Origin of the sequence: Halorubrum trueperi, from assembly GCF_042662525.1 — an archaeon.
Lineage (GTDB): Archaea > Halobacteriota > Halobacteria > Halobacteriales > Haloferacaceae > Halorubrum > Halorubrum trueperi.
This window is the reverse complement of the sequence record NZ_JBHSXI010000006.1, coordinates 99730-119897: the sequence shown is the minus strand read 5'-3', so window position 1 is coordinate 119897 and position 20168 is coordinate 99730. Positions and strand designations below refer to the sequence as shown.

At 67.4% G+C, this 20168-nt stretch carries 15 protein-coding genes and 1 pseudogene; 13 read left to right on the top strand and 3 right to left on the bottom strand.

What is annotated here, in order from left to right:
* Positions 1–932, bottom strand: a 932-nt coding sequence (locus ACFQEY_RS06455) for a cell division protein CdpA domain-containing protein (RefSeq protein WP_379766065.1), incomplete at its 3' end; no start/stop codon positions are given.
* A gap of 113 nt (positions 933–1045) precedes the next feature.
* Between ACFQEY_RS06455 and ACFQEY_RS06450 the strand changes: the two genes are divergently transcribed.
* Both ACFQEY_RS06450 and ligA read left to right on the top strand, forming a co-directional pair.
* Positions 1046–2221 (top strand): metal-dependent hydrolase family protein, encoded by a 1176-nt coding sequence (locus ACFQEY_RS06450; protein WP_379766062.1) that lies wholly within the window; start codon positions 1046–1048, stop codon positions 2219–2221.
* Positions 2222–2364: 143 nt separating this feature from the next.
* The gene (ligA, locus tag ACFQEY_RS06445) at positions 2365–4530 is read left to right on the top strand and encodes an NAD-dependent DNA ligase LigA (protein WP_379766059.1); all 2166 of its coding nucleotides are present in this window, start codon (positions 2365–2367) and stop codon (positions 4528–4530) included.
* Positions 4531–4650: 120 nt separating this feature from the next.
* Here the strand turns inward: ligA and ACFQEY_RS06440 are convergent, their stop codons facing one another.
* Positions 4651–6066, bottom strand: coding sequence for a GntP family permease (locus tag ACFQEY_RS06440; protein WP_379766056.1), 1416 nt, complete (start codon positions 6064–6066; stop codon positions 4651–4653).
* 322 nt (positions 6067–6388) lie between these two features.
* On the opposite strand from ACFQEY_RS06440, the pseudogene ACFQEY_RS06435 reads away from it, so the two are divergent.
* The 11 genes and pseudogenes from ACFQEY_RS06435 to argF form a co-directional block, all read left to right on the top strand.
* A pseudogene (locus ACFQEY_RS06435) lies at positions 6389–7393 on the top strand (ABC transporter ATP-binding protein); the annotation flags it as partial.
* Positions 7394–7581: 188 nt separating this feature from the next.
* Positions 7582–8400, top strand: coding sequence for an ABC transporter permease (locus tag ACFQEY_RS06430; protein ID WP_379766053.1), 819 nt, complete (start codon positions 7582–7584; stop codon positions 8398–8400).
* 613 nt (positions 8401–9013) lie between these two features.
* Entirely contained in the window at positions 9014–10243 is a 1230-nt protein-coding gene (locus ACFQEY_RS06425; protein ID WP_379766050.1) for an argininosuccinate synthase, read from the top strand.
* Positions 10244–11767: an argininosuccinate lyase gene (gene argH / locus ACFQEY_RS06420; protein ID WP_379766047.1), complete on the top strand. Its 1524-nt coding sequence runs from the start codon at positions 10244–10246 to the stop codon at positions 11765–11767.
* Positions 11768–12001: 234 nt separating this feature from the next.
* Positions 12002–12190: a lysine biosynthesis protein LysW gene (lysW, locus tag ACFQEY_RS06415; RefSeq protein ID WP_008001778.1), complete on the top strand. Its 189-nt coding sequence runs from the start codon at positions 12002–12004 to the stop codon at positions 12188–12190.
* A 41-nt stretch (positions 12191–12231) separates the two neighbouring features.
* Positions 12232–13134 (top strand): lysine biosynthesis protein LysX, encoded by a 903-nt coding sequence (gene lysX, locus ACFQEY_RS06410; RefSeq protein WP_379766080.1) that lies wholly within the window; start codon positions 12232–12234, stop codon positions 13132–13134.
* Positions 13131–14231 (top strand): N-acetyl-gamma-glutamyl-phosphate reductase, encoded by a 1101-nt coding sequence (argC, locus tag ACFQEY_RS06405; RefSeq protein ID WP_379766042.1) that lies wholly within the window; start codon positions 13131–13133, stop codon positions 14229–14231. The genes lysX and argC overlap by 4 nt, the downstream gene beginning before the upstream one ends.
* Positions 14228–15166, top strand: coding sequence for an acetylglutamate/acetylaminoadipate kinase (locus tag ACFQEY_RS06400; protein ID WP_379766039.1), 939 nt, complete (start codon positions 14228–14230; stop codon positions 15164–15166). The genes argC and ACFQEY_RS06400 overlap by 4 nt, the downstream gene beginning before the upstream one ends.
* Complete coding sequence (locus tag ACFQEY_RS06395) at positions 15163–16290, top strand: aspartate aminotransferase family protein (protein WP_379766036.1); 1128 nt, start codon at positions 15163–15165, stop codon at positions 16288–16290. The genes ACFQEY_RS06400 and ACFQEY_RS06395 overlap by 4 nt, the downstream gene beginning before the upstream one ends.
* Positions 16290–17492, top strand: coding sequence for a [LysW]-lysine hydrolase (locus ACFQEY_RS06390; protein WP_379766033.1), 1203 nt, complete (start codon positions 16290–16292; stop codon positions 17490–17492). Before ACFQEY_RS06395 ends, ACFQEY_RS06390 begins: the two co-directional genes overlap by 1 nt.
* A 68-nt stretch (positions 17493–17560) precedes the next feature.
* Complete coding sequence (gene argF / locus ACFQEY_RS06385; RefSeq protein ID WP_379766030.1) at positions 17561–18460, top strand: ornithine carbamoyltransferase; 900 nt, start codon at positions 17561–17563, stop codon at positions 18458–18460.
* A 552-nt stretch (positions 18461–19012) separates the two neighbouring features.
* Here argF and ACFQEY_RS06380 read toward each other — a convergent pair.
* The gene (locus ACFQEY_RS06380) at positions 19013–19798 is read right to left on the bottom strand and encodes a hypothetical protein (protein ID WP_379766028.1); all 786 of its coding nucleotides are present in this window, start codon (positions 19796–19798) and stop codon (positions 19013–19015) included.
* Between the last annotated feature and the right edge of the window lie 370 nt (positions 19799–20168).

Genomic DNA, 20168 nt, shown 5'->3' with positions numbered 1-20168 from the left:
AAGGTGGCCGAGCTGGCGGTCGTCCCGTCGCCGCCGGGGACTGCAACCGCCGGATCCGCGGCGTCCTCCGGTTCCGGACCCTCGTCGTCGGCGATCGATCCGGCGTCGAGGTCCTCGACCGCCGTCTCGATCCGGAGGAGCCCCGCCCCGATCGCGTTCCGTCGAACGCTGTGAAGCCCCTGTTGGGCCTTCCCGCGGCTGCTGTACCCCTGTCCGGCGGTCGCGATCACGTTGCCGTTGCGGTGGCGGAGCCGCCAGCGCGGCTTCCCGCTCGCGTCCTCGAACAGTTCGAAGCGGGCCTTGCTCTCGCGAAGCGACGCCGTCTCGGCCCGCGCGGACGCCGCCTCGGAGTCGAGGTTCGCGGCGCGCTCCTCCGCGGCGGCGAGATCGTCGCGTGCGCTCTCCAGTTCGTCTCGGACCGACCCCAGTTCCGCGGCCGTCTCGTCGCGCTCCGTCGCGGCCGCGGTCGCTTCCCCCCGCATCCGTTCGTAGTCCTCGTACACCGGGTCGGAGAGCAGCGGCACGACCGTTCCGGCGAGCCCGATAAGGAGCAATCCGACGCCGTACAGCCCGATCACCGCGGGGTCGCCGGACGCGGTGAACCAGCCGTCGGGGAAAATGTTCACGAACCAGACGACGCCCGCGAAGCTGAGCGCCGCCCCGAGGTAGCCGAGGGTCGTCCCGGTTCGCCGGAGCGGGAACCGGATCACGGCCCCGAGCATAATGAACGGCGGTGCAAGCGCCGCGAGCGCGTATCCGACGCCCCGCACCGTCGTCTCCGACTCCGTGAGGAAGAACACGACGACCCCCGCCAATCCGAGCAGCACTCCGAACCCGAACAGCCAGTACCCGTTCACCTCGTCGTCGGTCGTCGGTGTCCCGATGCGGCGCTCGTACAATCCGCCGGATGGTTCTTGATTATTGTTAGCCATACTTGTAATATTGACTCAATCCGGATATATGTATGGGAGAGGTGACACGAATTTTCCTGCGCCGGGCTACCGGGACCCGAGCGTTTACCCGTCGAACCGCCCCTCGATAGGACATGCACGTACTCCGAGGCGGGCTGGTTGCGGATGTCGACGGGGCGCGCGACGCGGACGTCGCGATCGCGGGCGGCGAGATCGTCGCGGTGGGGCCGGACGCCGTGGACGAAATCGGCGGCGAGGACGCGGTCGATGCCGAAACCGACGCGTCCGGGCGGGTGATCGCGCCGGGGCTGATCGACTCGCACGTCCACGTCATGATGGACGGGCGGCCGGACGTCGCCACCGCCGTCTCCGACAGCGACTACACGGCGAGCTATCGAACCGCGGGCAACCTGGCGGCGGCCGTCGAGAGCGGCGTCACGACCGTCAGAGACCTCGGGGCTCGGGGGACGCTCGCGCTCGACGCGGCCGACGCGGTCGCCGCCGGCGACATCGACGGGCCGCGGATCGTCGCCTGCGGCCGCAACGTGATCATGACCGGGGGGCACGGAAACTGGTTCGGCCGCGAGGCCGACGGTCCCGACGAGGTCCGGAAGGCGGCCCGCGAGCAGCTGAAAGACGGTGCAGACGTGCTCAAGTGCATGGCCACCGGGGGCGTTCTCACCGAAGGCGCGGTCACCGGCGCGCCCGAGTTGACCCCCGAGGAACTGTCGGCGTTCACGGACGCGGCCGCGCCGACCGACACCCCGACGGCGGCCCACGCCCACGGCGAGGAGGGGATCAAGAACGCGGTCGAGGCCGGGATCTCGAGCGTCGAGCACGGGACCTTCATGGACCGCGAGGCCGCCGAGATGATGGCCGAGCGCGGCACCTACTGGGTGCCGACCGCGAGCGCACTCCGGGGGATCGTCGACAACGGGGTCGAGGCCGGGATTCCGGAGGACGCCGTCGAGAAGGCCGAGGACGCCGCTGAGCGTTTCGAAGACGCGTGGGAGCACGCCCTCGACGCCGGCGTGCCGATCGCGATGGGCACCGACGCGGGCACGCCGTTCAACTTCTTCGGTGAGATTCCCCGAGAGCTGGCGTACATGGTCGACTACGGGCTCTCGCCGGCTGAGGCGCTCGAAGCGGCCACTGTCAACGCCGCGGACCTCCTCGGACTCGACGACGCGGGACGCGTGGCAGAGGGGTACCGCGCCGACCTCGTCGTCCTCGATTCGAACCCGGCCGAGGACGTGACGGCGTGGCAGGATCCCGAGGCGGTGTTCACCGATGGGAAGCGCGTCGCGTAGCGCTGTTCACCGCGGGTGACCGCGTCGCGTAGCGCTGTTCGCCGCGGACGACCGCGTCGCGTCAGTGTGTACACCGTGGCCCGGTTCGTCGCGGACGACTGCGAACGGTCGTTTTTAACCGGAGCCGCCGCAAGGGTCGACCGATGACGAGCGCGCCATCCGGGTCACCGAGTCGGCACGCGGACCCGGACGAGAACCCCTACGTCGAGGCGACGCCCGCCGACTTCGAACCGGTGGCGGAGCTGTCCGCCGAGGACGCCGCCGAGCAGGCGTCGCTGCTCCGGTCGGCGATCCGCGAACACGACCATCGGTACTACGTCGAGGCCGACCCGTTGATCTCCGACGAGGCGTACGACCGGCTGTTCGCTCGCCTGCGGGAGCTGGAGGACGCGTTCGACCTCTCGACCGAGAACTCACCGACCCGACGGGTCGGTGGCGAGCCGCTCGACGAGCTGGAGACGGTCGAGCACGTCGCGCCGATGCGTTCGATCGACAATTCGACCGAGGCGGACGCGGTCCGGGAGTTCGACGAGCGCGTCCGCGGCGGGCTCGACGCGGCGGGGTTCGACCCGGACGAGGCGGCGTACGTCTGCGAGCCGAAGTTCGACGGCCTCTCGGTCGAGGTCGTCTACGAGGACGGCGAGTACGCCCGCGCCGCCACCCGTGGCGACGGGGTCGCGGGCGACGACGTCACCGAGCAGGTCCGAACGATCCGGTCGGTCCCGGGGAGGCTCCGCGGGAACCCCCCCGCCCGGCTCGCGGTCCGCGGCGAGGCGTACATGCCGCGGGACGCCTTCGAGGCGTACAACGAGGAGCTGATGGAACGCGGTGAAGAGCCGTTCGCGAACCCCCGTAACGCCGCCGCCGGGACCCTCCGCCAACTCGATCCGGCGGTCGTTGCAGAGCGCCCCCTCGACGTGTTCTTCTTCGACGTGTTGGGATGGGAGACGGCCGAAATCGAAGATTCAGAAGCCGATGACGCTCCCGAGCGTCCCACCGCCCACTGGGACGAGTTCGACGCATTCGACGCTCTCGGGCTCCGTCGGACCGATCGAATCGAGCGCGTCCGCGACATCGAAGACGCGATCGACTACCGCGATCGGATGATGGCCGACCGCGACGACCTGAACTACTCGATCGACGGCGTCGTGATCTCGGTCGACGACCGCGAGCACCGCGAGGCGCTCGGGTCGACGGCGCGAGCACCGCGATGGGCGTTCGCGCACAAGTTCCCGCCGCGGACCGCGACGACGACCGTCGAAGGCGTCACCGTACAGGTGGGCCGCACGGGGCGGCTTACCCCCGTCGCCGAGCTCCACCCCGTCGACGTCGGCGGCGTCACGGTCTCGCGGGCGACGCTGCACAACCCCGCCGAGATCGAGGCTCTCGGCGTGAACGTCGGCGATCGCGTGCGGATCTACCGCGCTGGCGACGTGATCCCGTACGTTCCCGAGGTGGTCGAGAAGCGTTCGGAGGGGACCTACGCGTTCCCCGAGACGTGTCCGGTCTGCGACGCGCCCGTCGAGCGCGACGGGCCGCTCGCGTTCTGCACCGGGGGGCTCGGCTGTCCGGCGCAATTAGATCGGGCGATCGAACACTGGGCCCGACGCGACGCCCTCGACATCGAGGGGTTGGGTTCCGAGCGGGTTGAACAGCTCCGAGAGGCCGGACTCGTCGAGTCGCTGTCGGACCTCTACGACCTCACCGTCGCGGACCTGACCGAGTTGGAGGGATGGGGAGAGACGAGCGCCGAGAACCTCGTTGACGAACTGGAGGCCACGAAGGAGCCCTCGCTCGACAGGTTCCTCGCCGGGCTGGGGATCCCGGACGTGGGCGCGACGACCGCGCGGGCGTTGGCCGCGCACTTCGGCGATCTCGACGCGATCCTCGACGCCGACGAGAACGCGCTCCGCGAGGTCGACGACGTCGGTCCGGAGGTCGCGGCGTCGATCCGGACGTTCTTCGACACCGACGAGAACCGGGCGGCGATCGCGGGGCTCCGCGAGCGCGGGGTCGAGCCCGAGCCGGTCGACGTCGAGACGGGTGGCGCGCTCGACGGGCTGACGTTCGTCTTTACCGGGTCGCTGTCGACCACGCGGAGCGAGGCGCAGGCTCACGTGGAGGCGCACGGCGCGTCGGCGACGTCGAGCGTCTCCGGGAACACCGACTACCTCGTCGCCGGCGAGAGTCCGGGGCGATCGAAGCGCGAGGATGCCGACGCGGCGGACGTGCCCGTGCTCGACGAGGCGGCGTTCGCCGACCTGTTGGCCGAGCGCGGCGTCGCGTGGCCGCCGGACGGCGAGGAGTAGGTCGCGGCTCTCGTTGCCGGTCGATCGATGAATCGAACCGCTGGCGGATGGTAAAAAGGCCGCTCGCTTCGGACGAGCGGACGGACCGCGAACGGCGGGCGAGCGGGCGCGCCGCGGGAGTCAGGTGAGCGGGAGGATCGTCGACATGATCAGTACGGTCACGAGTCCCGTCACCGAGATGATCGTGGTGAGGGCGGTCCAGGTCTGCAGCGTCTCCCGCTTGGTGAGCCCGCCAATCTCGCTGACGAGCCAGAATCCGGAGTCGTTGAACCACGAGAAGATGTTGCCGCCGGCGCCGATGGCCATCACGAGGTACGCCGGGTGGACGGTCAGCTGGCCGGTGAGCGGCGCCATGATCCCGGCGGCGGTCAACATCGCGGCCGTGGCCGACCCCTGGGCGATGCGGACGATCGCGGCGATCAGCCAGGCCGTGATGAGCAGGCCGATCCCGACATCTTGGAGCGCGCCGGCCAGGTAGTCTCCGATGCCGGAGGCGGCGAGCAGCGCGCCGAACGCCCCGCCGGCTGCGGTGATCGCGGCGATGTTTCCGCCGCTTCGAAGAGCCTCGGTGAGTTCGTCGCTCCACTCGCTCTGAGTCATGCTCTCGAAGCGGTAGAACGTGTACGCGGCCGCGAGCGCCGCGATAGTCAGCGCGACGTTCTTGTTCCCGAGGAAGTCCGTGATCGGCTGCAGTGAGGCGAGGGCCGGCACCGTCTCCTGAAACGTGTTGACGAACGTCGAGGACGCGATCAGCAGGACGGCCAGCACGATCGGCGCCAGCGACTCCAGCACGCCCGGAAGCTCGCTGGTCGGTCGGTCGGCGACCTCCTGAAGCTCCTCCGTCGACGTCGACATCGTGTCCCGCAGTGGGATGTCGAGCCGGTTGTTGATCCAGCGACCGTAGACGAGACCTGACATGATTGCCGCCGGGATGGCGACCGCCAGCCCGACGAGAATCGTCATTCCGAGGTTGCTCCCGACTTGGTCGGCGACCGCGAGCGGACCGGGCGTCGGCGGAACGAACACGTGCGTCGTCGCGGCCCCCGCGCCGACGACGACGATGAACAGCGTGTAGTCGCGGCCGACGCGCGCCCGCATCGAGCGGGCGAGCGGAGCCATGAGGTAGAACACGCTGTCGAAGAACACCGGGATCGCCAGCACCGAACTGCTCCCGAGCAGCGCCACGTCGGAGTTGCTCTCGCCGAGTACGTTCTGGAACCCGCGGACGATCCGCTGGGCCGCGCCGCTCTCCAACATCCCTTTCCCGATGACCGCGGCCATCAGGATGGGTATCCCGATCCCCGTCATGCCGTTCCCGAACGCCGTCGCGACCTCGGAACCGGCGTCTGCGGCGGCGAAGTCAGCCACGAAGACCGTGTTCACCACACCGACCAGGAACGCCGAGATGATCAGCCCGATGAACGCCGGAAGATCCAACCACACCAGCAGGGCAACCACGATTATCAACCCAATTATAAACGTTAGGAGCGGGCTATGCGCGAACTCGACAGCCGCCTGAAGTGGTATTGGAACCATACCGATAACGATCCTAATGATAAACAATTAAAATTTGTGTTAATCTGAAAACAACACTTTCGAGCGGCAGTTCGGTTCTATTCCGGTGTATTCGATCTGTCCAGTAATCCTCCGTATCAGGAAGAAAAATAGTCAGCAGATAGGTAACATCTCTTTTATCAATTTGAACATACATTTCGTGCAGTCGGGTCGACGATCAGTACCACCCAGCGCCGACGCGGAGGTTGAGGGCATCGACTTGGATCTGTCTGGCGGACAGGCCGCCGGTTGCTACGCGCGTAGACCCGCAACCCTTTATCGGACGACGCGGAAACGGGGTGGTATGACCGCCATCGAACTGCGGGGCGTGACGAAGGAGTTCTCCGACGTCACAGCCGTTCGAGACCTCGATCTGACCGTCGAGGAGGGCGAGGTGTACGGCTTTCTCGGTCCGAACGGGGCCGGCAAGTCGACGACCATCGACATGGTGCTCGACCTCGTCCGACCGACCGAGGGAACGGTGCGCGTGCTCGGTCGGGACGCCACCGACGAGGGCGTGGCGATCCGCCGGCAGACTGGCGTCCTCCCCGACGGATTCGCCGTCTACGACCGGCTTTCGGGTCGGAAACACGTCGAATTTGCGATCCGCTCCAAGGAGGTGGACGACGACCCCGACGACCTCCTCGATCGGGTCGGACTCCTCGCCGACGCCGACCGCAAGGCCGGCGGCTACTCGAAGGGGATGCGCCAGCGGCTCGCGCTCGCGATGGCGCTCGTCGGCGATCCCGACCTTCTCATCCTCGACGAGCCCTCCTCCGGGCTCGACCCCGCCGGCGCGAAGGAGATGCGCGAGATAGTTCGGACGGAGTCCGAGCGGGGGGCGACCGTCTTCTTCTCCTCGCACGTCCTCGAACAGGTCGACGCCGTCTGCGACCGCGTCGGCATTCTGCGGGACGGCGAGCTCGTCGCCGAAGACTCCGTCGAGGGGCTCCGCGAGGCCGTCGGCGGCGAGGAAACGCTGGAGATCGCCGTCGGCGATTCCGGGGGCGCGCTCGACGACGCCCTCGACGCGGTCCGCGCGGTCGAGGGCGTTAGTCGGATCGACCGCGATGGCGACGTCTTGGTCGTGAGCTGTGCGAACGGCGCGAAAACGCGGGTCATCGGCGCGTTGGAGGCCGCCGGCGTCGACGTCGCGGACTTCCACACGCGGGAGGCGTCCCTCGAGGACCTCTTCCTCGCGTACACCGAAGGCGACGCGCCGTCGACGGCGACTGGCGAGGGAGACGGTGACGACGACGCGGACGACGCGGACGACACGGATGACGACACCGGAGCGGACGAGGGGGCGGGTGACGATACGGACGACACGGATGACGACGCGGACGAGGCAGACGACACGGACGACACGGATGACGACGCGGACGACACGGATGACGACGCGGACGACACGGATGACGACACCGGAGCGGCCGAGGGGGCGGGTGACGACGATACGGGCGATGATCCCGCCGGCGTCGACGCCGAGGAGGTGAGTCGATGAGCCTCGTCGCCATCGCGGAGAAGGACTTCCAGGACGCGATGCGTGCGCGAGGAATGTTGATCCTGGTTGGGCTGTTCTCGCTGCTCGTCGCGACGTTCGCGTACGTCGTCAGACCGGGCGGTCAGGGCGGCGAGCAGTTCGCGACCGAGGTGCTGTTGAGTTACTTCGTCGGGCCGTTCCTGGTGACGACGCTCGTCCCGCTCGTGGGCGTCGTCGTCGGCTACAACGCCGTGAGCGGCGAGCGACAGTCCGGGTCCCTGAAGCTGCTTCTGTCGCTGCCGCACTCGCGGGCGGACGTCGTCTTCGGGAAGGTGGCCGGCCGGGGTGCCGCGCTGTCGCTCGCGGTGTTCACCGGGTTCCTCCTGCCCGCCGTCGTGTTGATCGCTGCGCCCGTGACGTTCAACGCCGGGTCGTACCTCGGATACACGGTCTTCGCCGCGATCCTCGGAATCGTCTTCGTCGCCATCGCGGTCGGCTGCTCGGCCGCGGCCTCGACGCAGCGCCGCGCGCTGATCGGCGGCGTCGCGATCTACGTCCTGTTCGTGATGCTGTGGGGCGCACTCACCGGGCAGGTGCTGAACGCTGCGGGCGCGCTGGTGGATCCGCTGCCGGCCTCGACGGCGCAGATCCGGACGTTCCTCGAAGTCGCGAACCCGACGACGGGCGTTGAGGTACTGACGAACGCGTTCCTGAGCGAGCAGCTGTTCTCGGGCGAGACGCTCAATCAGCAGATATCGGCCGCGTCGATGCTCGTGTTCTGGACGCTCGCACCGCCGCTCGTCGGCCTCTGGAAGTTCGATCTCGACGATCTCTGATCGACCGTCGCGCTCGATTTGACTTCGCGGTGTGACCGGTTTCGGGAGTGGGCATATCGATTCTTGGTGTGGTTGTTTATAAGTGAGCGAGCGGCGTTTCCGGCGGCTGTTTATATATCGTTGACGGCGTGGTGAATCGCTGTGTCTCTGCCGTTGATTAGTTATACCTGATGACCTCATTGCTGTTGACAGCGCGGAGAACGCCTCCAAGCCCCAGTCGCCGGCGACAGTCTGCAATACCTGCTCTCGCTATCGAAGGGGCGGGCGAAGATTTCGATGAAGCGGAGTGGCGCGCGTTCACGGCGGAGTTACGGAATGTTTTTATACTGAAACGGGGCTAGATGCTGGTAATGTGCGCGGAGGCTCGTCTCGACGCCGCCCTCTTCCGAGGCCGACGAGCCCCGCGACCGCGACGAGGCGTCCGACCGCCGCGACCGGCTTCCGGCGCGGCGCGACGACCGGCCCCCCGAGGCCAGTAATTTTCTCCTCGTCGCGTTCGCGCCGTTCCGTTCCCGAGAGTGGTAGCTCCGTCCCTCGATAGCGTCGCCGACGCGTGTTCCTTCCAATACTAAAACCGGTGAATATAAGGGAGAGGGACCATTTTACTCCGGTAATGGCAAGCGTTGCACTCGCGTTCAGCGGGGGACTCGACACCACGGTCTGCGTACCGCTACTGAAAGAGGAGTACGGCTACGACGAGGTCATCGGCGTCAACGTCGACGTCGGTCAGCCGACGGAGGAGTTCGACGAGGCCGAGGAGACCGCCGACGCGCTGGGGCTCGATCTCCACGTCGTCGACGCGAAAGCGGAGTTCGCGGAGCTGTGTTTCGACGCGGTGAAGACGAACGCCACGTACCAAGGCTACCCGCTCGGGACCGCCCTCGCGCGCCCCGTTATCGCGGAGGCGATCCTCGGGGTCGCCGAAGAGCAGGGCTGTGATGCCATCGCGCACGGCTGCACGGGCAAGGGCAACGACCAGCTCCGGTTCGAGGCCGTCTGGCGCGGCTCCGACCTCGAAGTGATCGCACCCGTCCGCGAGCTCGGACTCACCCGCGAGTGGGAGATCGACTACGCCGCGGAGAAGGAACTTCCCGTCGAGGCCGGCGACGGCGGCGTCTGGTCCATCGACGAGAACATTTGGTCGCGCGCGGTCGAGGGCGGAAAGCTGGAGAACCCGAACTACGAGCCGCCGGAGGACATCTACGAGTGGACCGCGGAGCCGGAGGGCGAGACGACCATCGAGGTCGCCTTCGAGGAGGGCGTCCCCGTCGCCGTCGACGGCGAGGCGATGGATCCCGTCCCGCTGATCCAGCACCTCAACGAGTACGCCGGCGGCTACGGCATCGGTCGCACCGACGTGATGGAAGACCGCATGCTCGGCCTGAAGGTGCGCGAGAACTACGAGCACCCGGCCGCGACCGTTCTGCTCACAGCCCACCAAGCGCTCGAAGACCTCGTCCTCACCAAGAACGAGCGCTCGTTCAAGAAGGGGATCGAACAGGAGTGGTCCGAGAAGGCGTACCAGGGGCTCGTGTTCGCGCCCGTGGTCGACGCGCTGAACGCCTTCGTCGACGAGACGCAGGACGTCGTGACCGGTACGGCGACCGTGAAGGTCTCGGGCGGTAACTGCCGCGTCGTCGCTCGCGACTCCGAGTACGCCGTCTACTCCGAGGAGATGGCCTCGTTCAACACCGAGGACGTCGCCGGCATCGCCCAGGAGGACGCGACGGGCGTCGCGAAGTACCACGGGCTCCAAGAGCGCCTCGCCAACGACGTGAAAGAAGGCGTCTCGAAGCCGGAGCTCGCGACGGACGGCGGCGCTGATAGCTCCGACGAGAACTAAATGACCGACGACGATCCCGACACGGCGACTGACGCCGACGCTGAAGCGAGCGCGACGGCCGGCGGGAGCGGGACCGCCGGCCGTCGCGCTCGCTTCAGCGGCGGTCCCGCCCGCGCGTTCTTGTCGAGTCTCGCGGCCGACGAGGCCATCTTCGAGGCCGACCTCGCGGTCGACCGCGCGCACGTGGTCATGCTCGCCGAGCGGGGGATCGTCGACGACGCGGTTGCGGGGGAGATCCTCGCCGCGCTCGCAGACGTGGAGGCCGACGGACACGGCGCGCTCCCCGACGGCGAGGACGTCCACGAGGCGATCGAGACGGCCGTCATCGACCGGATCGGGCCGGACGGCGGGCGGATGCACACCGCGCGCTCGCGCAACGACGAAGTGGCGACCTGCGTCCGGTACCGCCTGCGCGGAGACCTGCTCGCGGCCGCCGAGGCCACCCTGACGCTCCGCGAGGCGCTCGTCGACGTGGCGAGCGAACACGCGGAGACGGTGATGCCTGGATACACCCACCTGCAGCCGGCCCAGCCCACGACGGTCGCGCACTACCTGTTGTCGTACGAGGGCGGGATCGCCCGCGACACCGCGCGCCTGCTCGACGCGTACGGGCGCGTCAACCGGTCGCCGCTCGGCGCGGCGGCGTTCGCCGGGACGCCGTTCGACATCGACCGCGATCGGACCGCGGAGCTGCTGGGCTTCGACGGGACGGTCCGGAACTCGATGGACGCGGCCTCCGCGCGCGACTTCCTCGCGGAGGCGTCGACCGCGTGCGCGACGCTCGCGACGACGCTGTCGGGGGTCGCCGAGGACCTCATCGTCTTCTCGAACAAGGGGTTCGTGGAGCTGGCGGACGCGTACGCCTCGACTTCCTCGATCATGCCCCAGAAGAAGAACCCGGACACGCTGGAGCTGACCCGGGGGGTCGCCGGCGACGCGATCGGCGAGGCGACGGGGACGTTGAGCCTGCTCAAGGGGCTCCCGCGCGCGTACAACCGCGACCTCCAGCGCGCCCACGCTGGCGTGTTCGAAATCGCGGACGACGTGCGGGAGGCGACGGAGATCGCCGCGGGCGCGGTCGCGACCGCCGACTGGAACGAGGCGGCGCTCGCGGACGCCGCGGGCGACGGCTTCTCGACGGCGACCGGGGTCGCCGACTTGCTCGCGATGGGGGGAATGCCGTTCCGGACCGCCCACGAGATCGTCGCGACCGCGGCCGAGCGCGTCGGCGACGACGACGCGCCGGCGGCGGCCGCCGCAAAAGTTGACGAGGCCGCTCGAACGGTGACGGGCGAGGCCCTCTCGGCGTACGTGAGCCGCGGGGAAGTCGAGACCGTACTGGACCCCGAACGCAGCGTCGCGAGCCGCGACTCCGCGGGCGGACCGGCCCCCGACGCGGTCGCTCGCGACCTCGAAGAGCGCCGAGCGGCCCTCGACGCCGACGGGACGGCGGTCGCGGCGCGCGGGGAGACACTCGCGGACGCGGCGACCGCCCTCGACGCCGAGGTGACCGAGTATGTCTGACCGACGACGGCAGCCGGACCGGTTGCGACGATCGTCGCTGCCGGCGGTCGGTCCACGACTGCCGGCAACGGTCCCGTCCCCGCGAGGGGGCGAGGTTCGTGCTGGATTCTGACACGAAACGGGAATGAGGGCGGTTCGTCCCGGTTTTGCGCGATGAGCTGCCGCTTCGGTTAGTGTAAAATATCCGATAAGTTCGAAGCCTTTATGCGCTCTCGACGCGGACACGGATCCACGATGACGAGCGACACAGATCCGGTGCTGGCAGAGGACCCGATCACGGGCGAAGAGATCGAGCTTCCGGCCGACGTCGAGGTCGGCGAGATTATCGACAGTCCGGTCACCGGGACCGAACTGGAGGTCATCTCGCTCGACCCCGTCGTCTTGGAGGAAGCGCCCGAACTCGAGGAGGATTGGGGCGAGTAGATGGCGACGACCGCCACGGCCGCGACACGCGAGTGGTCGACATGCACGTAGGGATCCTCTACTCCCGGATCCGGAAGGACGAGAAGCTGCTGCTCGGCGAGCTGCGCGAACGCGGCCACGAAGTCGAGAAGATCGACGTCCGCAAGGAGCGGTTCGGGCTGGAATCGACCACCGCGAACATCGACGACCTCGACCTGGTCGTTGACCGCTGCCTGTCGACGAGCCGGTCGCTGTACGCGACGGAGTTCCTCGACAGCTACGGCGTTCCCGTGGTGAATTCTCCCGAGACGGGGGACATCTGCGCCGATAAAGCGAAGAACTCGCTCGCGCTCGCCGAGGCGGACATTCCGACGCCCGCGACCGAGGTCGCGTTCACGAAGGAGTCCGCGATGGAGGCCATCGAGTCGTTCGGCTACCCCTGCGTGCTCAAGCCCGTCGTCGGGTCGTGGGGGCGGCTGATGGCGAAGATCGACTCGCGGAACGCCGCTGAGGCAATCTTAGAGCACAAGGAGACGCTCGGCCACTACGAGCACAAGGTGTTCTACGTCCAGGAGTTCGTCGACAAGCCCGGCCGCGACATCCGCGCGCTGGCCGTCGACGGCGAGCCCGTGGCCGCGATGACGCGCACGTCCGACCACTGGCTCACGAACGCCGCCAGGGGCGGCGAGACGAAGTCGTTCGACCTGGACGTGGAAGCGCTCGACCTCGTCGAGCGCGCGAGCGACGCGGTCGGCGGCGGGCTGCTCGGCGTCGACCTGATGGAGGTTGGCGGCGAGGGCTCCGGCGAGTACACCGTCCACGAGGTGAACCACACGGTCGAGTTCAAGGCGCTCGACTCGACGACCGAAGTGGACGTGCCCGCGAAGGTCGTCGACTGGCTGGAGGCGAAGGCCGCGAGCGCCAGTAACGCCGCGGACGACGACGCCGCGGAGGCACGCACATGAGTGCCGACGACGCGGCCGACGAGGCGGCTGACGACACCAGCATTGTGACCGGCGACGAAACCTACACCGCGAGCGTCGTCGGTGGCACCGGCTTCACCGGAGGCGAACTGTTGCGGATCCTCTCGGGACATCCCGACTTCGAGGTCGTCCAGGCCACGTCGCGGTCGGCGGACAACATGACTGTCGGTCGGTCGCACCCGAACCTGCGCGGGCTCGACCTGCGCTTCTCGGACCCCGACGACCTCGAATCGGTCGACGTGCTCTTCTCGGCGACGCCGCACGGCGTCTCGATGGGGCAGGTCGACGAGTACTTTGAGGCGGCGGACGCGGTCGTCGACCTCTCGGCGGACTTCCGCCTTCCCGCGGCCGAACTGTACGACGAGTGGTACGACGGGCACACGTCGCCCGAGTACCTGGAGCGCGCGGAGTACGCGCTTCCCGAGATCAACCGCGAGAACCTCCCCGGCGCGGATCTGATCGCCGGCGGCGGCTGTAACGCGACCGCGACGATGCTCGGATTGAAGCCGCTCGTCGACGCGGGCGCGCTCGGTCCCGACAGCGGCGAGGTCGTGGTCGACGTGAAGGTCGGCTCCTCGGAGGGCGGTGCCGGCGGCGGCGCGGCCTCCTCGCACCCGGAGCGCTCGGGCGTCGTCCGCCCGTACGCCCCGACCGGCCACCGCCACGAGGCGGAGATCGAGGCGTACCTCGGGCTCGACGTCTCCTTCACCGTCCATGCGGTCGAGATGGTCCGCGGCGCGAGCGCGACCTGTCACGTCTTCCCCGACGAGCCCGTCTCGAAGGCGGATCTGTGGCAGGCGTACCGCGGTGCGTACGCAGACGAGCCGTTCATGCGGATCGTCTCCGGCGGGGGCGGCGTCTACCGCTACCCCGAGCCGAAGGCGGTCGCCGGGACGAACTACGGCGAGGTCGGCTTCGAGCTCGATCCCGGCAACCGCCGCATCGTCGTCTTCTCGGCGATCGACAACATGATGAAAGGATCCGCCGGGCAGGCCGTCCACGCGGCGAACGTCGCGCTCGGGCTGCCCGAGACCGCGGGTCTCGAGTTCCAGGGGCTCCACCCCGTGGGATCGCCATGAGCGGGGAGCGGACCGACGCCGGCGACGAACCCGCAGACGAGTCACTCGCCGACGACCCACCTGCCGACGAGCCGCCCGTCGTCGTCAAGATCGGCGGCGCGAAGGCGGTCGATCCGGCCGGCGCGGTCGGCGACGCCGCACACCTCACCGCCAACGGGCGGCGAGTCGTCGTCGTCCACGGCGGCTCGACGGTCGTCGACGAGACGATCGAGCGGCTCGGCATGGAGCCCGAGTACGTCGAGTCCGCCTCCGGCGTCACGGGTCGGTTCACCGACGCGGCGACGATGGAAGCGTTCACGATGGCGATGGCCGGCACGCTCAACACCGAGTTGACGGCGCTGTTCCGCGAGGCCGGCGTCGACGCGGTCGGCCTCTCCGGCGTCGACGGCGGGCTCCTCTCGGGGCCCCGTAAGTCCGCGATCCGCGTGGTCGAGGACGGCAAGAAGAAGATCCGCCGCGGCGAGCACTCCGGGCGGATCGAGTCGGTGAACGCCGACCTCCTCTCTGGCCTCCTCGCCGACGGGTACACCCCCGTCGTCTCGCCCCCGATGGAGGGAAAAGAGAGCGACGGCGGCGTCACGCCCGTCAACACGGACGCGGATCGGGCGGCCGCCGCGGTCGCCGGCGCGCTGGGTGCCGACCTCGTCCTGCTGACGGACGTGGCCGGCGTCTACGCGGACCCCGACGACCCCGACACGCTCATCGCGTCGGCGGCGACGCCCGACGAACTCGCGGCGGTCGAGGACGCCGCCGAGGGGTTCATGGGCAAGAAGGTGATGGCCGCGAAGGAGGCGCTGTCGGGCGGCTCCGGGCGCGTGATCGTCGCGGACGCCAACGTCAATGACCCCATCATCGCCGCGCTCGGCGGCGAGGGGACGACGATCGAGCGCGCTGCGATCGCAGAACAGACCGAAACCGAGGGTGAGACCGCATGAGCGGCTTCGTCTTCTCGGAGAAGCCGATCGAGATCGCCTCGGGCGACGGCGTCCACCTCACCGACACGAACGGGACCGAGTACCTCGACTTCGGTGCGAGCTACGCGTGTACCCCGGTCGGGCACTGTCACCCCGAGGTCGTCGACGCCGCGACGAGCCAGCTGAAGGAGCTCATGTACGTACAGGCGTCGTATCCGCACGCGGCGCGGACGGCGCTGTACGAGAAACTTTCAGAGGCGGGACCGAGCGACGTCGACAACGTCTGGCTCTGTAACTCCGGGACGGAGGCCAACGAGGCCGCGCTGAAGTTCGCCCGGCACGCGACGGGCCGCGAGAAGATCGTCGCGACGACGCAGGGCTTTCATGGCCGGACGATGGGCGCGCTCGCGACCACCTGGAAAGAGAAGTACAAACAGGGGTTCGAACCGCTCGCCGGCGGCGTGGAGTTCGTCGAGTACGGCGACGGCGAAGCGATGCGCGAGGCGGTCGACGAAGAGACCGCCGCGGTCATCCTCGAACCCCTGCAGGGCGAGGGCGGGATTAATCCGGCCTCCACCGAGTACCTGCAGGCGGTCCGGGACGCGACGGCGGAGGCGGGGGCCGCGATGGTCCTCGACGAAATCCAGACCGGCCTCGGCCGCACCGGCTCACTGTGGGCCGCGGAGCGTCACGGCGTGGTGCCCGACGTGCTCACGACCGCGAAGGGGCTCGCCAGCGGGCTCCCGATGGGCGCGACGCTGTGTCGCGACTGGATCGCCGAGGACGCCGGAAACCACGGTTCGACGTTCTCCGGCGGCCCGGTCGTGTCGGCCGCGGCGGGAGCGACGCTCGACGTGATCGAGCGCGAGGACCTCCCGGCACACGCCGACGAGATGGGGTCGTACCTCCGCGGCGAGATCCGCGACCGCCTCGGCGACGACGTCCGCGACGTCCGCGGCGACGGACTGTTGATCGGCATTGAGGTGAAACGCGGCTCGAACCGCCTCCTGCGCGATCTGGCGATCGATCACCAGGTGCTCGCGCTGCCGGCGGGTCGTACCGTGTTACGCCTGCTCCCGCCGCTTTCGATCGAGCGCGAGCACGCCGATGCGGTCGTCGACGCGCTCGAAGAGGTGATCGGGTGATGTCGACGGGGAAGGGGCGCGACGCGGACGAGGCGTCAGCGAGCGATGCGGAGGGGACGGTAGAGAGCGAATCGGCCGAGGCCGGGACCGACGTCGTCGCCGGCGGGGGCTACCCCGAGGCCTGCGACACCCCGGCCCGGAAGCTGCTGTACGACATGGTCTCCATCCCCTCCCCCTCCGGCGAGGAGGAGCAGGCCGCGAAGCGACTCGTCGACTTCTTCGAGGCCAACGGCCGCGAAGCGTGGATCGACGAGGCCGGGAACGTCCGCGCGCCCGCAAGCGACGCGGTCCTCCTGACCTCGCACATCGACACGGTCCCGGGCGACATCCCGGTCGAGGTGCGGGCGGCACCGCCGGAAGGAGAGCTGCCGGACCCGTCCGAGATCCGCGTCGGCGAGCCCGGCGAACCCGTGTTGTGGGGCCGCGGGACGGTCGACGCGACGGGACCCCTCGTCGCGATGGCGGTCGCGGCGGTGAAGACGGGCGTCTCCTTCGCGGGCGTCGTCCGCGAGGAGGTCGACTCCGGCGGCGCGCGCCACCTCATCGACGACCGCGACGCGCCGGAGGCGGTGATCAACGGCGAACCCTCCGGCTGGACGGGGATCACGCTGGGGTACCGCGGACTGCTGGAGGGGACGTACGTGAACACGAGCGAGTCGGGCCACTCCTCGCGGCCGGAATCGAACGCGATCCAGCACGCGATCAACTGGTGGCACGGGGTCGAGGAAACGTTCACCCCCGAGGACCCGGAGACCGCGGTGTTCGACCAAGTGACGACCAAGCCCATCTCAATCGACGGCGGGCTGAGCGACGACGGGCTCGCCGTGGAGACGACGATGGAAGTCCAGCTGCGGATCCCACCCTCCCGTCCGGTCGACGAGATCCACGAGCTCGCGGAGACGGAGCTCTCGACCGGGTCGGTCCACTGGGGCGACCCGATGCCGCCCGTGATGGAGAGCCCCCGGACGGAGCTGGCACGGGCGTTCCGCGTCGCGATCCGCGGCGCGGGCGGCGACGTGCGCCTGCTTCGGAAGACCGGCACGAGCGACATGAATCTCTTCGCGGCCGCGTGGGACTGCCCGATGGTCACCTATGGCCCCGGAAACTCCGACTTGGACCACGCGCCGGACGAGCGACTCCCGCTCTCCGAACTGGACCGCGCCGTGACCGTCCTGACCGACGTCTGTCGGAAGCGACTGTAACGCCACGTTACCCGAACACGCGACCGTTTTCGAACGATATCACACGACTCACCTTCACACCACACACAATGCCACTCGCCACCGACGACTTCCTCGACATCGATGACGTGACGCCAGCCGAACTGGACGCCCTGCTCGACCGCGCCGCCGTGATGAAGGCGGGCGAGACGGATCCCCGACTGGAGGACGCGACGCTCGGGATGATCTTCGAGAAGCCCTCGACGCGTACCCGCGTCTCCTTCGAGACGGGGATGACTCGCCTCGGGGGTCACGCGATGTTCCTCGGCCCGGACGACATTCAGCTCGGTCACGGCGAGCCGCTGCGCGACACCGCACGCGTGCTCGGCCGGTACGTCGACGGGGTGATGGCGCGACTGTTCGACCACGGAGACGTCGAGGTGCTCGCCGAGTACGCCGACTGCCCCGTGATCAACGGACTCACCGACGAGGCGCACCCCTGCCAGACGCTCGCCGACCTCCTCACGATCCGCGAGACGGTCGGCGAAGACGCAACGGTCGCGTGGGTCGGCGACGGCAACAACGTCGGGCAGTCGTTCGTCGTCGGCGCGGCGATGGCCGGGATCGACGTCGCGGTCGCGACCCCCGCCGACTACGGGATGGACCCAGCCGTCTTCGACCGCGCGGCCGCGTTCGGCGCGGACGTCGAGTCGACGACGGACCCTGCGGCCGCGATCGACGGCGCGGACGTCGTTTACACCGACGTCTGGATCTCGATGGGGCAGGAAGACGAGCGGCACGAGAAGCTCGCCGCCTTCGACGGCTTCCAGGTGAATCAGGAGCTCCTGGCCGGCACCGACGCGAAGGTGATGCACTGTCTGCCCGCGCACCGCGGCGAGGAGATCACCGACGACGTTCTCGAATCCGACCGCGCCCTCGTCTGGGACCAGGCGGAAAACCGGATGCACGCGCAGAACGCACTGCTCGTCGAACTGCTCGGTGGGGAGTGAGAGCGGATCGGGATTCGTGAGGTTGCGGGACTATTTATAAACAGATATGCGGTGGCGCGCCTCCGAGCGCTCGCTTATAAGCGAGCACGAGTAGGGAGTGACCTTCGGTCCCTCTGACAGCCGGCGGCAAAGCCGCCGGCGAGAGCCCGCGAGGTCGCCGGCGCTGTGCGCCGGCTGTCACCGGACGAAGCCCGGTTGCCCGAGGGACTGTGTCCCTCGCTGCCAGAGAATCTTCGATTCTCGCTGGAGCCGGACCGGCGCTTATAAGCGCCGATCCGCGAGGCTGGGGAGGTGTGAGGCTGCGGTGTGGTGCTGTGCAGGTGGGACTCAAAGGGGCAGTCGGCTCCGGGAAGACGGGAGATGCAAGCACCACAAGGAGCGAGTGGAACGAGCGGCTGAGGAGCGCAGCGAGCCCTTCGACTGGAGCCGATTGGGGCTTTAGCCTGCCATCATCAATATATAAATAACCGGTCTGTTGAAATCCTCATATTGTGATACGTTCTCCTCTACTTCCGCTTAGTAAAGGGAATATAGCGTCACTTCGTCTCGCGATCAAGAGATATATCGATTACTCGCATTATAACTATGGACGGTATAGCCACAGTCTGCACATTTCCAAACGTTCGCTCCCATTTTTGTATACCCCTGTCCAAGCTGGTTGCCGTGATCAACGCTCCAAGTAAGGGAACAATTCGGACATTGGTCCGGGAGGAACTTCGATCTAGCAGGAGATTCTTTGTCGTTCGATGGGCTATTCAGGAACTCTTTGTGTAAACTGAGACTTTTGAGTAACTCTTGAGTATCCTCGTGGTTAATTGTTGACCCGATATGCTGGATGGGGATCTCCACTTTCTGGATGCGAGCTTGGATTGTTTTCTTGAGCTCGTCATCACCATCGTCTGAATCACCTCGTTCAAGCGTAAGCAATCGGGAATTCAACGCGTAGAACTCCTCGATAAGCGCGCTATAAATCCCGTATCGCAGGCGTTTTTCAATCAACGTTGTAAATTCTTGTTTAGAAATGGGTTGTGTGATTGTCGCATCATACTCTTCTTCATAGAACGCCTCGTCTAGTGCTGACGAAGTGATTAACACCATCTGACAGGAAGGGTTCCGTGACAAAATATACCTCTGAATTTCGGACTCCTCGTCGTTAAGCGCCGTTTGGGAGAGGATGACTAAGGCTACGCTTGAATCGAATTCGTGGAAAACATCCTCTGATTCTGCGACTATCTTCGTCGAGACAGTTGGTATCCACTGTGAAAACAAATCTCGTTGGACGTCATCTTCTTCGAGAATGAGAACGCTGACTTTAGAAAGCAGATCCGAGTATTTCATCGTTTGTTCGTTTCCTTTTATCTTCTAAACCAAGTGCGGCGGGGGAGGCATATCCCGACTGTATCCCAATGTGTGTGGCGGCAGAATTCCGGGCGGACAAATGAGTCCCGAATAGTCTGGCGGTGCCCGCTGAGAGTATCGTCTTTGACACACGTTACTCTCTCAAATGAACAGAAATGACTTCCGCTCAAAATATCAACATTGAGTTTTACCAGCAGCCAAGGCGAATACGCCAGGGCGGCTCTGTTGAAATACTCTGTAGGCGACACTTTTCCACAGTGCGGTCAGCACGGTGAGCGGCTTAGTGGAGTCAGAGATACTCCAATCGAAGCGAATGAGTTCTCCAAAGTCAAAGGGAAACAGCTGTATT

Excerpts from the sequence above, each read along its gene's own strand:
- argC (WP_379766042.1), top strand. The coding sequence starts at position 13,131 with ATGAGTGCCGACGACGCGGCCGACGAGGCGGCTGACGACACCAGCATT.
- argH (WP_379766047.1), top strand. The coding sequence starts at position 10,244 with ATGACCGACGACGATCCCGACACGGCGACTGACGCCGACGCTGAAGCG.
- ACFQEY_RS06395 (WP_379766036.1), top strand. The coding sequence starts at position 15,163 with ATGAGCGGCTTCGTCTTCTCGGAGAAGCCGATCGAGATCGCCTCGGGC.
- ACFQEY_RS06450 (WP_379766062.1), top strand. The coding sequence starts at position 1,046 with ATGCACGTACTCCGAGGCGGGCTGGTTGCGGATGTCGACGGGGCGCGC.
- ligA (WP_379766059.1), top strand. The coding sequence starts at position 2,365 with ATGACGAGCGCGCCATCCGGGTCACCGAGTCGGCACGCGGACCCGGAC.
- ACFQEY_RS06400 (WP_379766039.1), top strand. The coding sequence starts at position 14,228 with ATGAGCGGGGAGCGGACCGACGCCGGCGACGAACCCGCAGACGAGTCA.
- lysW (WP_008001778.1), top strand. The coding sequence starts at position 12,002 with ATGACGAGCGACACAGATCCGGTGCTGGCAGAGGACCCGATCACGGGC.
- argF (WP_379766030.1), top strand. The coding sequence starts at position 17,561 with ATGCCACTCGCCACCGACGACTTCCTCGACATCGATGACGTGACGCCA.
- ACFQEY_RS06430 (WP_379766053.1), top strand. The coding sequence starts at position 7,582 with ATGAGCCTCGTCGCCATCGCGGAGAAGGACTTCCAGGACGCGATGCGT.
- lysX (WP_379766080.1), top strand. The coding sequence starts at position 12,232 with ATGCACGTAGGGATCCTCTACTCCCGGATCCGGAAGGACGAGAAGCTG.
- ACFQEY_RS06440 (WP_379766056.1), bottom strand. The coding sequence starts at position 6,066 with ATGGTTCCAATACCACTTCAGGCGGCTGTCGAGTTCGCGCATAGCCCG.
- ACFQEY_RS06390 (WP_379766033.1), top strand. The coding sequence starts at position 16,290 with ATGTCGACGGGGAAGGGGCGCGACGCGGACGAGGCGTCAGCGAGCGAT.
- ACFQEY_RS06425 (WP_379766050.1), top strand. The coding sequence starts at position 9,014 with ATGGCAAGCGTTGCACTCGCGTTCAGCGGGGGACTCGACACCACGGTC.
- ACFQEY_RS06380 (WP_379766028.1), bottom strand. The coding sequence starts at position 19,798 with ATGAAATACTCGGATCTGCTTTCTAAAGTCAGCGTTCTCATTCTCGAA.